At 37.7% G+C, this 15,141-nt stretch carries 15 protein-coding genes; 10 read left to right on the forward strand and 5 right to left on the reverse strand.

Annotation, left to right across the window (positions count from 1 at the left end; all coding sequences use genetic code 11):
* Window positions 1–34 precede the first annotated feature (34 nt).
* On the reverse strand, window positions 35–607 hold the full coding sequence (locus WNY79_RS02480; protein WP_342875028.1) for a TetR/AcrR family transcriptional regulator: 573 nt from the start codon (window positions 605–607) through the stop codon (window positions 35–37).
* A gap of 96 nt (window positions 608–703) precedes the next feature.
* On the opposite strand from WNY79_RS02480, the gene WNY79_RS02485 reads away from it, so the two are divergent.
* Window positions 704–1,180, forward strand: a complete 477-nt coding sequence (locus tag WNY79_RS02485) for an HPP family protein (RefSeq protein WP_007375881.1) — start codon at window positions 704–706, stop codon at window positions 1,178–1,180.
* A 31-nt stretch (window positions 1,181–1,211) separates the two neighbouring features.
* On the opposite strand, the gene WNY79_RS02490 is transcribed toward WNY79_RS02485, so the two are convergent.
* Window positions 1,212–1,568 (reverse strand): hypothetical protein, encoded by a 357-nt coding sequence (locus WNY79_RS02490; RefSeq protein WP_007375880.1) that lies wholly within the window; start codon window positions 1,566–1,568, stop codon window positions 1,212–1,214.
* Between the two features lie 150 nt (window positions 1,569–1,718).
* Here WNY79_RS02490 and WNY79_RS02495 point away from each other — a divergent pair, with 150 nt between their 5' ends.
* The gene (locus WNY79_RS02495; RefSeq protein ID WP_342875029.1) at window positions 1,719–2,471 is read left to right on the forward strand and encodes a Nif3-like dinuclear metal center hexameric protein; all 753 of its coding nucleotides are present in this window, start codon (window positions 1,719–1,721) and stop codon (window positions 2,469–2,471) included.
* Between the two features lie 80 nt (window positions 2,472–2,551).
* Here the strand turns inward: WNY79_RS02495 and WNY79_RS02500 are convergent, their stop codons facing one another.
* The 3 genes from WNY79_RS02500 to WNY79_RS02510 form a co-directional block, all read right to left on the reverse strand.
* Window positions 2,552–3,316, reverse strand: a complete 765-nt coding sequence (locus WNY79_RS02500) for an ElyC/SanA/YdcF family protein (RefSeq protein ID WP_342875030.1) — start codon at window positions 3,314–3,316, stop codon at window positions 2,552–2,554.
* A 54-nt stretch (window positions 3,317–3,370) separates the two neighbouring features.
* Window positions 3,371–4,258, reverse strand: coding sequence for a LysR family transcriptional regulator (locus WNY79_RS02505; protein WP_342875031.1), 888 nt, complete (start codon window positions 4,256–4,258; stop codon window positions 3,371–3,373).
* A gap of 420 nt (window positions 4,259–4,678) precedes the next feature.
* Window positions 4,679–7,048, reverse strand: coding sequence for an EAL domain-containing protein (locus WNY79_RS02510; RefSeq protein WP_197185972.1), 2,370 nt, complete (start codon window positions 7,046–7,048; stop codon window positions 4,679–4,681).
* A 289-nt stretch (window positions 7,049–7,337) separates the two neighbouring features.
* On the opposite strand from WNY79_RS02510, the gene pyrC reads away from it, so the two are divergent.
* The 8 genes from pyrC to WNY79_RS02550 all read left to right on the forward strand — a co-directional run bounded on the left by pyrC (window position 7,338) and on the right by WNY79_RS02550 (window position 15,105).
* Window positions 7,338–8,390 (forward strand): dihydroorotase, encoded by a 1,053-nt coding sequence (gene pyrC / locus WNY79_RS02515; protein ID WP_076924107.1) that lies wholly within the window; start codon window positions 7,338–7,340, stop codon window positions 8,388–8,390.
* A gap of 440 nt (window positions 8,391–8,830) precedes the next feature.
* Window positions 8,831–9,034 carry a cold-shock protein gene (locus WNY79_RS02520; protein WP_002961702.1) on the forward strand — a complete coding sequence of 68 codons (204 nt, stop codon included), beginning with the start codon at window positions 8,831–8,833 and terminating at the stop codon, window positions 9,032–9,034.
* A 1,098-nt stretch (window positions 9,035–10,132) separates the two neighbouring features.
* On the forward strand, window positions 10,133–10,903 hold the full coding sequence (locus WNY79_RS02525; protein ID WP_076924108.1) for a DUF3450 domain-containing protein: 771 nt from the start codon (window positions 10,133–10,135) through the stop codon (window positions 10,901–10,903).
* 6 nt (window positions 10,904–10,909) lie between these two features.
* Window positions 10,910–12,274, forward strand: coding sequence for a MotA/TolQ/ExbB proton channel family protein (locus WNY79_RS02530; protein ID WP_076924109.1), 1,365 nt, complete (start codon window positions 10,910–10,912; stop codon window positions 12,272–12,274).
* On the forward strand, window positions 12,274–12,798 hold the full coding sequence (locus tag WNY79_RS02535; RefSeq protein ID WP_002961709.1) for a MotA/TolQ/ExbB proton channel family protein: 525 nt from the start codon (window positions 12,274–12,276) through the stop codon (window positions 12,796–12,798). Before WNY79_RS02530 ends, WNY79_RS02535 begins: the two co-directional genes overlap by 1 nt.
* A 14-nt stretch (window positions 12,799–12,812) precedes the next feature.
* Window positions 12,813–13,217 (forward strand): biopolymer transporter ExbD, encoded by a 405-nt coding sequence (locus WNY79_RS02540; protein WP_076924110.1) that lies wholly within the window; start codon window positions 12,813–12,815, stop codon window positions 13,215–13,217.
* The gene (locus WNY79_RS02545) at window positions 13,217–13,834 is read left to right on the forward strand and encodes an energy transducer TonB (protein ID WP_024590813.1); all 618 of its coding nucleotides are present in this window, start codon (window positions 13,217–13,219) and stop codon (window positions 13,832–13,834) included. Before WNY79_RS02540 ends, WNY79_RS02545 begins: the two co-directional genes overlap by 1 nt.
* Window positions 13,835–13,845: 11 nt before the next feature.
* Window positions 13,846–15,105 (forward strand): hypothetical protein, encoded by a 1,260-nt coding sequence (locus tag WNY79_RS02550; protein ID WP_342875032.1) that lies wholly within the window; start codon window positions 13,846–13,848, stop codon window positions 15,103–15,105.
* Window positions 15,106–15,141 lie beyond the last annotated feature (36 nt).

Here is a 15,141-nt window from a genome sequence, read left to right on the forward strand (position 1 = left end):
TTGATCTTTTGGAAGCGGCTATTAGCCGCTTTTTTTAGCTTTGTGTTATGTGTTTTAGCAAAGTAATACTTGGCATAACGAGAGATTGGTTACGCGTTACACGTGCTTGGCATATTAATCCCTCTTTGAGAGTAAGTAAGGTATGTGCAATTTCTAGCGCTTTAACTTTATTATTTTTGAGTTCGGGTGTAGCAAGTAATGCAGTTAAAATGATGTCTAATATGGTTTGTTTATGTTGCATACATTGCTTTGCTATAGGGTGTTGAGCATTAGGATACTCTGCTGCAGCATTTATAAAAAAACAGCCATTGAAATGCCCAAGCTTTGGTACTTGGTTGGCAAACCATAGTTTTAACCCAGTAAATAACGAAATAGCGACTTCAATAGCTAGTGGTTTATTACAGATCTCTTCAAACCAGCTATTAAACTGTGTATCTCTTTTGGCTAAGCACGCGCAAATTAACTCATCTTTACTGGCAAAATGATTATAAAGTGTTTTTTTTGCCACGTTAGATTCTGCTAGAATTTCATTAATGCCAACAGCATGTAAGCCTTTGGTGTAAAACAAAGTAAGTGCAGTATTTACAATATGTTCTTGTTTAGTCATTTAGTCTCCTCAAAAACAAAGGTTGACACAAGTAGACTGAGTTGTCTACCCTACGTGTATAGACAAGTCGGTCTACTTTTAATGTAAGAGATTAAAATGAATTTAAGTGATATCAAATTAGCCTGTGTTGCCGGTGTTTTTTCAGCGCTTGTGCTTGGATTTCTAGCGTGGTTGAACAACATGGGTGATTATGGGATATGGTTAATGGCACCCTTTGGTGCAACAGCAGTACTTGTATTTGGTATTCCAAATAGCCCATTAGCACAGCCAAAAAATGTGATTTTTGGTCATCTTTTAACTGCATTTGTGGGTATCGTTTTTGTAACTTATGTTGGCGATGGCAGTGCATCAATTGCATTGGCCGTTGGCATTGCAATTACACTAATGATGCTCACTAAAACAGTACATCCGGCGGCAGGTGCTAATCCTATTCTGATTATTGCATCAGGGCAGAGTTGGGACTTTTTGATTATGCCTGTATTAGCCGGGACGATGTTTATTGTTATTTGTGGCTTTGCTGCAAAATGGTTACTGGCTTTCTCGGTAAATAGTAGGCATAAAAAAACCGCTTAACGCGGTTTCTTTTAAAAATCATAAATGTTGATTAAACAACACCGCGCGGTAAGCGACAATCATGATCTTTACGAGCTAAAATTACAATCCAAAGCTCTTCCGCTGTGTAGCCTTCTTCATTTTCGGTAACAACAGTGAATGGGGCTTTTTTCTGTGCTTTTACAGGCGCAGCCGCTTTGGTTTTAGTTTTTTTAGCAGGCGCTTTGGGTGTCGTTTTACCAGAGCTTAATTCTTCAGTTAGCTCTACTAAATCAGCTAGGCGTAAGTTTTTCCCGCCATCGATGCTGTACCAGCCAGGTTTAGTTGTGATTTCAGGTTTTTTACCATTGGCAGCTTCGTACGCTGATTCAAAGGCAGATAACACTTCTGTTTTGTCTAGTTTGCTCATCAGAGACCCTATACGTTGTGAACACAGATAAAGAAGACGTATTTATACCTATTTTAAAACAGTTTTTCAATTTTTTGCGATTTTCCTTCCATTTTAAGCCTATAAGCGCCAATATTTGCACAAAATTCAGTGCAAAGTAAGGTAAGTTATATGCAACGTAGAGAATTTAACCAACTCCTAAATGACATTTTAAAGCCTCATTTAATTAAAGACTTTTGCCCAAATGGTTTACAAGTTGAAGGTAAAAATGAAATTAAAAAAATTGTGACGGGTGTAACCGCGAGTCAAGCATTAATAGATGCTGCTATTGAGCAACAAGCAGATGCTATTTTGGTTCATCATGGTTTTTTTTGGAAAGGGGAATCTCAACCAATAACGGGTATGAAAAAGCGTCGCATAGGCGCGCTACTAGCAAACGATATTAATTTATTCGGCTATCACTTACCACTCGATATTCATCCAGCAGTTGGCAATAACGCGCAACTTGCAAAGTTATTGGATATTGAAATTGAAACAGGGCTAGAGCCAACTTCAAATAGCGTAGCAATGAAAGGGCGTTTAAAAACACCATTAAGTGGTGAAGATTTTGCAGATAAAATTGCAAAAGTGCTTAATCGAACCCCGCTCACAAGCTTAGTACGCTCAGCTAAAATAGAAACCATTGCACTGTGTACTGGTGGTGGGCAAGGATATATTGACTTAGCAGCAGAGCAAGGCATTGATGCATATTTAACGGGTGAGGCATCGGAGCAAACAATTCATAGTTCTCGTGAGCAAAACATTGATTTTTTTGCTGCAGGGCATCATGCAACAGAGCGCTATGGTGTAAAAGCTCTGGGTGAGTTACTTGCTCAAGAGCATGGTTTTGATGTGACATTTATAGATATAGATAACCCAGTTTAACTAGGCTATCTATTAGTTAACCTGAACTCTACTTGAGGTAGATTTATTATCCAGAGTTCAGGTTAGTTAGACGAAATGAGCTACAGTGCCTCTGGATCTACCCAGCGGCGCAGACTTATCCAAGTGTTTCCTACTACTTCGTGACTGTATTGCGTAACCACAAGTAAGGCATGAGCATTGGGAATAAACTGTTTGTTCCATGGAAGTGCAGCAAAATTATGATAATCAGTGGCGGCGGTTATTACTTCAATACCTTGAGCATTGAATAAGTTTTTGGCGCGGGGCATGTGCAGCACAGATGTTACTAGCGCGACTTTAAAATCAACTAATTTAGGTGCTAATAATTTAGCTTCTGCTGCGGTATCCATCGCTTTAGGGTTTTGGAGTATACGACTTTTATTAATTCCTAAACTAATTGCTGTTTGATACATAAGCCCGCTATTAGTGGTATTTTTATAACCCCCGCCTGAAACTATAAGCTCTGCATTAGGGTAGTGCTTTGCTAGTTTTACACCTTCTAATAAGCGCGTTAACGCACAATTACCTAATTGATTATTAGCACTGAGTGCAGGATTTGGGTTTATATCGCAACCTAGTACAACTATTTTGTCTATTTTTGGATGCTTTAAAGCATTAAATGCAAGCGACGTAGGTTCATTATTGTGGATAATTAAATTGGCGATAAAGGGTGTGCTCAATGCAAGTAATACAATTAAGCTTGAAGCAGATAAGAAGAGAGCTGATTTGCGGCCTTTAAATGCGAGTAGGAGCATCAGGCACGCAAATAAACCAAATAGAGGCAGTGGCATAAGTAAACCACCAATAATTTTTTTAATAACAAACATAAGAGTTAAACGCTGTAGAGTTAATTACAGCGATATTACTCATTATATTGATGATTATCGACCGTTATTTAACTTACACGTATTTAAAAAGTGACGATAAACAGGGTTGTCTTTCATGTCTTTTTTCATTACTAAATACATAGGACGAGTAAGGCCAAGAGCACCCAAAGGAATTGACTTTATCAAGCCTTGGCTTTCATAAGGTGTAACTAGCCAATCAGGTAAAGCGGCAACGCCCATGCCGGCACTTACTAGTTGAAAAATAAGTAACCCTTGATCAACCGTTTTTAACGTACCGTCAAAACGTGCATTTTGAATGAAATGCTTAAATATATCTTGGCGTTCACGTGGGATTGGGTATGAAATAATAGTTTCGTTTTTTAAATCAAGCGCTGTTACATACGCTTTTTTAGCAAGTTCATGATCCGGTGCCACAATAAGCTTTAATTTAAAATCAAATAAGTGCGCGTATTCTAATGTGTCGGGTTCACGTATGTCAGATGTTAAAACTAAATCGAGCTCATCGCTTAGTAAGTCAGGAATCGCGTCGTAACTAAAGCCACGCTCGTAATCAATTTTTATATCAGGCCAAAAGTTATTAAATTCTTTAATAGTAGGTAATAACCAATGAAAGCATGCATGGCATTCCACACTTAAACGCAGTTGAGAAATAGGCTGATTTAAGCTTTCTTTCAAACGGCATTTAGTCGCTTCCATTTTTGGCAATATTTCGTGAGCTAACTCAAGTAATAGCATTCCCTGAGGAGTAAAACGGACTGGTTGAGTTTTACGCTCAAATAATTGGCAATCTAATTTGTTCTCTAAATCTTTGATTTGATGAGATAAAGCAGACTGTGTCAAAAATAACTCTCGTGCCGTATTAACCAAAGATCCTGTTTCTTTAAGGGTTGCTATGGTTTTTAAATGTTTAATACCAATCATCTTTAAAAATTCTCATGGGGAAAGTGAGTTCAGCTCAGATTAACCACATACTACGCCTATACAAAAAACGTTTCAACGTCTAGATGGCTAAAAGTTTGCGATTTATTGTGATTTATTACAGTTTATTGCTATGAATCGCGAAAATATTAGAGTTAGTAACGATAAAAGTCATTTAAAAACTGGTTTGATGAGTTTTAGATGAGTTTGCCTCATGTTGTATTTTAAGTATATCGATTACAGTGTGCTTTACATGAGCGTAAATTTTGACCATGTTGATAACTGTATGAGGCGGGGTTTGTTGAATGTTTACTTTAGATTATGATTTAAAAAATAGAGTCTTTTTGCTGTTTTGCTTTAGTTTAGCTCAATGGATGAGTATATACGTAATACCTAAGCCAGCGACTAACTCGCTGGCTCTTTTTATAAGGGTTTATTAATTAGTAATATGGCTTCTTTGGCAGTAACTGGTTTCGACTTTAAAAAGCCTTGGCCGTAATCGCATGCGGTCGATTGTAAAATAGCTAATTGTTCAGATGTTTCTATTCCCTCAGCAACAACTCCAAGCTTTAATGATTGAGCAAGTGATAAAATTGCTTCAACAAGTGGGTTGGTGGAATCTTGTAGGTGGTCAATAAAACTTTTATCTATTTTTAAAATATGAATAGGTAGTTGGTGCAAGTAGCCAAGTGCTGAATAACCCGTTCCAAAATCGTCAAGGCACAATTTTACTTTTAAAGGTGAAAGACCTTCTATTATTTGAGTGGCGAGTTCTAGATTTTCTATTAAGCCTGATTCGGTAATTTCTAAACATAAAGAACCCAGAGGTAATTGGTACTTATTATAAATAGAATGTATTTGCGCTACAAAATCGAGGCTTGCAAAATGTCGTGACGACACATTAACCGTTACTTTCAAAAAGCGATGACCTTGCTGGTGCCAATTGGAAATCTGCTGAGCGGCTAAATCAAGTAAATGTAAATCAAGATTTATAATTTGCCCTGTAGTTTCAGCTATCGGTATAAAGTCATTAGGGGGTACAAATCCTTTTTTAGGGTGATGCCAGCGCACAAGTGCTTCAAAACCAATAACCTCACTTGTGGTAATTGTAAAAATTGGCTGAAAATAGAGTTCAAATTCATTGTGTTCTATACCGTGTTGCAAGTCATTTTCGATATCCGCATGGGTTTTAAGTTTTTTACGCATCGTGTTATTAAAAAACTTAACTTGTCCACGCCCAGTGGATTTTGCTTCATACATAGCAGCATCAGCTTGTTGCAATAATATATAAGCTTTATCGTTTATGTTGTCGGTATAGGCAATACCAATACTAGTAGAGGCCTGAAGTAAGTGGCTATCTACATTTATAGGTTTTGATAATGCGCTTTTAATTCTGTTTAAAGCTTCATTAACTTGGTTTTTATGTGTAATATTTTCCATGAAAATAGCAAATTCATCACCACCTAAACGAGCGAACGTATCAGTGCCTCTTACTGTACTTTTAATTAAGTCGCATATTTTTATAAGAAAATGGTCTCCGACTTCATGCCCCAATGAATCATTAATACTTTTAAAACGGTCAAAATCTAGATACAACAGGGCATGGCTAGTACTCTTTTTAGCGCGCGTTAAACGTAAAATAGCATGTTTTATTCGCTCAATGAGTAATGAGCGGTTAGCAAGGCCAGTAAGTTCGTCATGTAATGCTTTGTGTTCGAGCTCTTGTCGGGCTAGTTGCCTATCTAACGCCATACTGATTTGGCGACTGACATAGGTGAGAAGAGCACTGTCGTGCTCGTTATAGTGCAGCGTTTTATCATAGCTTTGTACAACAATAACACCGCTTATTCGATCACTTGTTTTAAATGGAACACCTAACCATGACTCAGATTGTCTTCCCACCATTTTAAAGTCACCGTTATTAATATGACTTTGAAAGGCGTCTTTGTTGAGTAATAAGGTTTGTTCTGTTTGCAGTAGATAATATGAAGCAGTGTCTTTTAGCTGCTCTTTAGATATTTTTTGATGTGTTTTGGTATTAATGCCTTCTTCGACTATGTAAACAAGGTCAAGTATATCTACTTTTTTATCATATAAAGCGATAAAAAAATTATCAGCACGAAGTAGGTTGTTGATAATTGAATGCAGGGCTTCAAAGAAGGTATCTAAGTCGTTAGCTTTGTAGGTCAGGTTAGCTATTTGCAATAAGCTATTTTCTAATTTTTGTGCGTTGTTGAGCTGCTCAACGGTTTTTTGTAAGTTATTTACCGTATTTACCTGATTGATTTTAGCACTGAGTAAGTGGGCAACTGTTGTAAGTATTTCGAGGTGTGCGTTGGTAAAGTAGGCTTTAATAGGGTGCTCACAATCAATAACACCTAAAACTTGTTCTTTATATATAAGAGGCACGCATAGTTCTGATTGGGCAGGGCGCTCATCAGCAATGTAACGATGGTCTTTTGTTACATCATCGATAATTACGGCTTTGCCAGTAGTTGCAACAGCCCCAGTAATACCTTCACTAAAGCGTATTACTTTACGTTCGGCTTGATATTTGTCACGGGCGTGAGCAATACCCATAGATGCAACTTGATTTAATGTGTAAGCATTGTTGTCGGCAAGGTAAATCACACAATCAACAAACCCTAAACGGTTAACAACGTGCGTTGTAACATACTCAAATAGCTCGTCTAGTGTATCGAGTTGCAATAAGCTGGATGAAAATTGATTAATAATACTCAGTTGATCAGTTTTTATCTCAAGTGCTTTTGTAGCATCATTTTTGTAAGACATAGGCAATTTATATTATTCTTTTTATTTTTAAATACAGGGCTAAGTTAGCCTAATCTCGGATTTTGTACAAAATAAAGCGATGAGTGGTTTTAATTAGCTGTAAACTTTTACAACGAATGACTTTAATTAATTGTAAATAATAACAAAGGCTAATGCCAATTGAATTAGAGTACTAAGCTTTAACTAACAGCTCAGTAATGTAATCGACATATGCATTATTTTTAATAAAATCTTTACTCGAAAACCTCATATGCCTATGATCGGATAAATTCAGCCGTGGAACAAAGTAATGACAAGTAACAATACAAATTCTGTAACAACCCTTACTATCACTCGCCCAGATGACTGGCATGTACATTTACGTGATGGCGACCAGTTAAAAGATACTGTACGAGACATTAGCAGATACATGGGCCGCGCTATTATTATGCCAAACCTTGTTCCGCCGGCAACGTGTACTGATACCGCTCTTTCTTATCGAGAGCGCATTATGGCAGCAGGTCCAAAAGGTGTCTTTGAGCCTTTAATGGTGCTCTACCTTACTGATAAAACGACACCAGAAGAAATAAAAAAAGCCAAAGCAACGGGAAAAATAGTAGCTGCAAAGCTCTATCCTGCTGGCGCTACAACTAATTCTGACTCGGGTGTTACATCAGTAAAAAATATTTATCCGGTTTTAAAAGCAATGCAAGAAGTAGGTATGTTGCTGTTAGTACACGGAGAAGTTACCGATTCATCAATTGATATTTTTGACCGTGAAAAAGTATTCTTGGATACGATTTTAGGGGATGTTGTGAGTGACTTTCCAGAACTTAAAATTGTGCTAGAGCATATTACAACTAAAGATGCAGTAGAGTTTGTCGTTAATGCACCTAGCAATGTAGCAGCAACAATTACAGCTCATCACTTACTTTATAATCGTAATCATATGTTAGCCGGTGGAATTCGCCCACATTATTATTGTTTGCCAATTCTCAAGCGTAATATTCACCAGCAAGCATTAATGGCCGCAGCTATAAGTGGAAATAAAAAATTCTTCTTAGGAACTGATTCTGCACCACATTATAAAGATAAAAAAGAAGCTGCGTGTGGTTGTGCTGGAGCATATACGGCTCATGCCGCTATTGAGTTGTACGCGGAAGCATTTGAAGATGCGGGAGCTCTGGATAAGCTTGAAGGGTTTGCAAGCCACTTTGGCCCTGACTTTTATGATTTACCACGTAATACCGATACAATTACATTGCAAAGAAAACCATGGCAAGTACCAGCAAGCTTCACTTTAGGCGACTCTGAAGTTGTGCCTATAAAAGCTGAGGATACTATTGATTGGTCTGTTGAATAGCTAATATTATATATTTAAACCAAAAGCCGCCTAATTTTTTAGGCGGCTTTTTTGTTTGTGTTTTTGATATTATTGAGGCGTTATTTGACTGTATGGCGGTTGTAGGGAGTTTTTATACGGGCTTATAGCAATATATATTACAATAATACTTTATAGTTTTTGCTTGTAAATTAGTCAGTTAAAGGCGATTCAAAACAAATTTATATTTTTAATAAATAATTCCCAATTAATAGAGCGAAAAAAAATATAATGTGTTAATCTTACCTTGCTTTGAGTTTTTATGTATTGAATTTACGGATATTGTGCTGCGTTTAAGGTTACCGGTTAGGTTATTACTTGTTCCTGTACTGTACCTCCATATTTTTGAGCATTGACTCAGGGAGGATATTGCCATAATAATATGGCTGAATTTTAATTATTGACTTACAGGAAAATTTAGTATGTCGGTTACTGGTAAAGTAAAGTTTTTCAACGAAGCTAAAGGCTTTGGTTTCATTGAACAAGAAAATGGTCCTGACGTGTTTGTACATTTCAGCGCAATCACTGGTTCTGGTTTTCGCACTCTTAGCGAAGGTCAAGCAGTGACATTCAGCATCAAACAAGGTCAAAAAGGCCCTGAAGCTGAGAACGTAGAAGCAGCATAATTTATTATGTGAACTCTAGTTCATCTTGGTGAAGCAGTTCTCTGTTTCACCATAATTCCCCCCTCCTTAATCTACTTTATTTTACACTTTACAAATTCCTGCATTTAAAATATCTAGTTCATCTTTATTTCAATATACATCAAAAAACTTTAGCTATTCGAATAACCCAACAAGTTAAATCACTTTCTAGCGCTGTTAAAGCATTTCCTATAATTATGCAAAATAATCTTAAACTGATACCAATACAACCCCGAGATAATTCTTAATTAATTTGACGAATTAAGCTTGGCATTAACCAGATAAAAAATTCTGATATACGACTGCATGGATGTAGGAGGTGGTGCAGCAGCCTAAATAGACAAGAGAGCTAATTGTTATCAATAAGGTTTTATTACCCCAAAATAGATAGCGTAATTAAGAAAATTGGTATTCCTCGTGATTAGCTTAGATATTGGCTAACTTTAAGCTTTAAATAATATGAAATATTTTTGGAACGACGAGTGGGGTTCGTCTAATTATCAACAGTTATTGATTTACTAAATAAACCTGTCGTTAAGGTTATTATTACTATTTACGGGAAATACATTTTAATAGGAATTTTAAAAAGTACGAACGTGAAGTAGGTGCTTTTAATATTAGCGGTTACGCGGTGTTGTTTTTTTGTGCGATAAATGGTTTGTTTTTTCAGATGAAGTGTTGTTGGGGAGATAAAATGTACTGAAATCGTTTAAAAAATAACTTTTACGATATCTATCTATATTTTTTTTTGTTTTTTTTCAGTGCGAATTCAGCTTTAGCTAAATGTTGCAATAATGTTGTTTTATGTCAGTACAATGCGAATAAATACACCCCTTAAAAGGCTTTAATCGAAATATTAAGAAAAAGGTTAGTTGCAATAATGTTAACATTTGCGTGCTAGTACTTTTGTTTAAGCATTAACTTAGCTATTTATTTGCAGAGATTAGTAAACATCAAGTTGACAGCGCTAATTGCATTTAGCATTATTGGAAGGTTGATATCTATTAAAAGATATCAGGGTTGTTCTCTTCGGAGGATAATTAAATTATAAAAGTAACATTACTTAATTGGTTGGGAACTATGTCTGTTAAAATCAGAAAGAGTCTTGTAGCAACTGCGTTGGTTGGCGCTTTTGCATTTGCAAGCAGCAATGTGATTGCAGATCCTTTGAATGACGTGCAAAAAGCAGGTCAACAAATTCAAAAGGCTGCGGTTAAGTCTCAAACTAAAATTGACAATGTATATGGTCAAACTCAGGAGCTAATCGCTGAGTACCGTAGCGTTGTTGATGAGACTGAACTAATGAAAGTGTATAACGATCACGTGTCGCGCTTGGTTGATAGCCAAAACGCGTCTATTGAATCGTTTGATCGTCAAATCGCTACGATTGATAACACGAAACAAAACGTTGTGCCTTTGATGTATCGCATGATCGATACGCTTGAGCAATTCATCAAAGCGGACGTTCCATTTAATCTAGAAACGCGTTTAGCACGTGTTGAAAGACTACGTGAAATCATGGTTTCTGCGTCTGTAACGACGTCTGAAAAATTCCGTCAAGTACTTGAATCGTACACTATTGAAACAGCGTACAGCTCACTTGTATCTGCTTCACAAGGTACTCTAGAAGTTGATGGCAAGAGCATTAACGTTGATATCGGTCAGTTAGGTCGTATCACTTACGTTGCTCAGTCTTTTGACTTGAAACATGCTTGGGTGTGGGATAACAATACTAAACAGTGGAAAGAATTAGGTGAAGAATACCTAAAACCTGTTAAAGAAGTTATTCGTATGGCGCGTAAGCAAGCGACATTAGAACTTGTTAAACTACCTATCTTTGGCGCGGAGTAATCAATAATGAAGAAACTATTTAAAGGTTTTGCTGTTGCAGCAGTACTAACTGTTTCTGCAGGTACCGCGCTTAATGCACATGCAAATACTGGAGCTCTAGATAAAATTCTTGAGCAAGTAAAGCAAGAGCGTATCTCTGAAGGTAAAATTAATAAGCAACGTGAGCAAGAGTTCTTATCAGAACGTGCTGACAAGCAATCTTTACTTAACAAAGCTAAAAGCGAACTTGCTTCTGAGAAGTCTCGTGGTGAAAGCTTAGCTAAGCAATATGCACAAAATGAAAATACATTAGCTGAAAAAGAAGCAGCTCTACAAAGTGCTCAAGGTACTTTGGGTGAGATGTTTGGTGTTGTACGTCGTGCAGCTCAAGACGCTATTGGTTCTATCGAAGCATCACTAGTTAGTGCTGAGAAACCTGGCCGTGCAGAAATCTTACGTTCATTAGCTGCTGCTAAAGAACTTCCAACTGTTCGTGAACTTGAAGAACTTTGGATTTCACTTCAAACAGAAATGACTGAATCAGCTAAAGTTTCGACTTTTGAAACTGAAGTTGCTGGTCTTGATGGTAACCCGTCAATGAAGAAAGTAACACGTATCGGTAACTTTAACTTAGTTACAGATGATGGTTACTTAATCTACTCACCAGAAACTAAGTCTATTCAGCCTCTAGGTAAACAACCAGATGGTTATATTTTAGACGGTATCGCTGAGCTTGAAAATACATCATCAGATAACTACGCTGGTGTTTATATCGATCCGACTCGTGGTGCTATCTTACGTATCAACACTCAAAAAGCGACACTTATGGAATACTTCCATCAAGGTGGCGTAGTTGGTTATATCATTACAGCTTTACTAGCTTTAGGTATGCTAATTACTCTAATTCGTTTTGTTGACCTTACACTTACTACTAGTAAGATTAAGAGCCAGCTTAAAAATGTTGCTACACCGAATACAAATAACCCACTGGGCCGTATTCTTAAAGTTTACCATGACAACAAGAACCAAGATGTTGAAAACCTTGAGCTTAAACTTGATGAAGCGATTCTTCGTGAAACGCCACGCATCGAAGCTGGTATCAATATAATTAAGATTCTTGCTGCAATCGCACCATTACTTGGTCTACTAGGTACAGTAATCGGTATGATCCTAACGTTCCAAACAATCACATTGTTCGGTACGGGTGATCCGAAGATCATGGCAGGTAACATCTCTCTAGCACTTGTAACTACAGCGCTAGGTCTAATTGCTGCATTACCACTAATTCTACTTCATGCTCTTGTAGCTGGTCGTAGTAAGTCGGTATTACACATCCTTGATGAGCAAAGCGCGGGTATCGTTGCTACTCACGCGGAGAAGGAGAAAGCCTAATGCTAGTCCTGATGGAGATATGGGAATCTATCAGGGATTTTGTTGGCACAGGCGGCCAGGTTTTATACGTGGTCGCGATAGCACTCTTTCTGATGTGGGTTTTAATGATTGAGCGCTATTGGTTCCTACTTGCAGAATTTCCTCGCACAGCGAAAGAAATTGTAGCAAAGTGGGATGCCCGCCAAGACACTACGTCTTGGTACGCACACAGAATCCGTGAAGCATGGATTTCTGAAGCGTCTGAAAAATTAGATCAGCGTATGTTGTTGATTAAGACATTAGTAGCTGTTTGTCCTTTAATAGGCTTACTTGGTACTGTTACTGGTATGATCTCGGTTTTTGAAACCATGGCCAACCAGGGCACAGGTAATGCACGTTTAATGGCATCAGGTATTTCAATGGCAACAATCCCAACAATGGCTGGAATGGTTGCGGCATTATCTGGAGTATTTTTTAGCTCACGTCTTGAGACAAAAGCTAAAATGGTGAAAGCCAAACTTATTGATAGTATGCCTCATCACTAGAGAGAGAATTAAATATGGCACGTAAACAACGTTTTCGTGAAGAAGAAGAAGCTGCGGTTGATATGACGCCAATGCTTGACATCGTATTTATCATGCTTATTTTCTTTATCGTAACTACATCGTTCGTTAAAGAGGCTGGTATCGAGGTCAATAAACCAAAAGCTGCCCAAGCTACTAAGCAAAAAAATGCTAACATTTTTATTGCTATTCGTGGTAACGGCGAAATCTGGGTTGATAAACAACAAATTGATGTTGAACGTATTTCAGCAAAAATCGAAAGTTTATTAGCAGAGCAACCTACCGAAGTTGTAATTATACAAGCTGATAAAGAAGCTAAACACGGTACGGTAGTTAAAGTTATGGACCAGATTAAAGCGACGGGTGACAACCTTAGAATTTCAATAGCTGGAGATCAGTAATGATTCGTTTTCTGTTTTCACTGATTGCAGGTGGGGCAGTTACTTTCGGCTTGTTCTACTTCATGGCCTTCCTCATCTCTGGTGGGGCTGACCGTAATACGGAACAAAAAGAGCAGATCATAGTCGAAATAATGACGAATCCGCCTGAATCTAAGGTGCAGGAGAGGAAGCGTGTACCGCCTCCTCCTCCGCCACCGCCAAAGCAGCCGCCTAAACCGCAGCCGCCACAGCCGGAAAATAATAATCCTAATCCTGGTGCTATGTCATTTAACATGGGTAGCATAGATATAGGTAGTTCAGCTGGTGGACTAAGTGGTCCTGGTGCATTTGGACGAGATGGTGATGCGACACCGATCGTTCGTATAGAACCAAAATATCCAACGCAAGCAGCGCGAGATGGCAAAGAAGGTTGGGTACAACTTTCATTCACAATTGATGAGTTAGGTGGAGTAACTGACGTTGAAGTAATTGACGCAGATCCGAAACGTATCTTTGACCGTGAAGCTAAACGTGCACTGCGTAAGTGGAAGTACCGTCCTAAGATCATTGACGGAAAACCACAGAAACAACCAGGTTTACAAGTTCAATTAGACTTTAAACTTAACCAAGGCAACTAAGGAGGCGAGTAATGAGAAATTTTTCTAAAGTAACTGCTCTTGCAATTCTTATGTCTGTGACTGGTGCTACTTTAAGTGCATCTGTTTTAGCGGCGCCAGATTACGCAAAGATTGAAGAGCGTAAAAAAGCAAAAACTAAAATCATGGGCGAGCGTACTGGTAAAAAGGTAATTAAAGCGTTTGACTTGTACAACGAAGAAAAAGTTGATGAAGCAATTGTTTTGCTTAGAGAGATTGATGCTTCGAATGATTTTGATAAAGCGACTGTAAATCGTTACCTAGGTAGCATGTACGCGCAAAAAGAAAAGTATGACGAAGCAATTAAATATTCTAAACAAGCAGTTGCCCCTGATGTTTTAAACTTTGCTGATCAAGAACAAACTCTAAAACTGTTAGGCGATTTATACGCCGGTACTGAAAAGTATCAAGAAGCCAAAAAAGCTTATGTAGCTTGGATGGACTTTACCGGTCAAGAAGATCCTACGGTTTATACGCGTATTGCCCAAGCTAATTTCCAGTTAGAGCAGTTTCGTGATGTTTTTGAACCAGCAGATAAGGCAATTAAACTTCAAAAAGAGCCAAATAAAGGCCCTTTCCAACTAAAACTAGCTGCATACTTTGAACTTAAAGATTATGCAAACATGGTTAAAGTTGGCGAAGAAATTGTTCGTGTATGGCCTGATGATAAAAAAGCTTGGGTTGGTTTAGGTAAATATTACCTACAAACTGAGGATTATTCTAAAGGTTTAGCAACGATGGAAGTTGCTTACAAGAATGGTTACTTTGAAAATGAAGTAGATTATAAAGTCTTGTCTAACTTTTATTCTTTAAACGAGATCCCTTTTAAAGCAGCTGTAACGCTTGAAAAGGCTATTAAAGAAGACAAAGTAAAGCGTACCAAGCAGAATATTAGCGCGATTGCGAGTAACTATCATCGCTCTAAAGATTTAGAAAAAGCTGCTAAGTACTACGAAGAAGCTGCTAAATTTGATGACGACGCTGAGAACTATCGCAAAGCTGGTTCGTTACTTTTACAATCTGAGAAATTTAGTGCCGCTGTTGTTCGTTTGAACAAAGCATTAGAGCTTGGCTCTGATAAAAAGGGTACTATTTACTCAGATTTAGCTGAAGCGTATTACTACCAAGGTAAGTATAAGCAAGCATATGCTGCAATTACTAAAGCTATGGATGACCCTCGCACACGCAAGTTTGCAAAAGGTTGGTCTACATATATTAAAGATAAAGCCGCTCGCAACGGTGTTAAAATTTAATTTTATTTAGCTAAAGCAACTTATAAAAAGCCCCTC

The organism is Pseudoalteromonas sp. AS84 (assembly GCF_038900255.1).
In the GTDB taxonomy this organism is placed as follows: Bacteria; Pseudomonadota; Gammaproteobacteria; order Enterobacterales; family Alteromonadaceae; genus Pseudoalteromonas.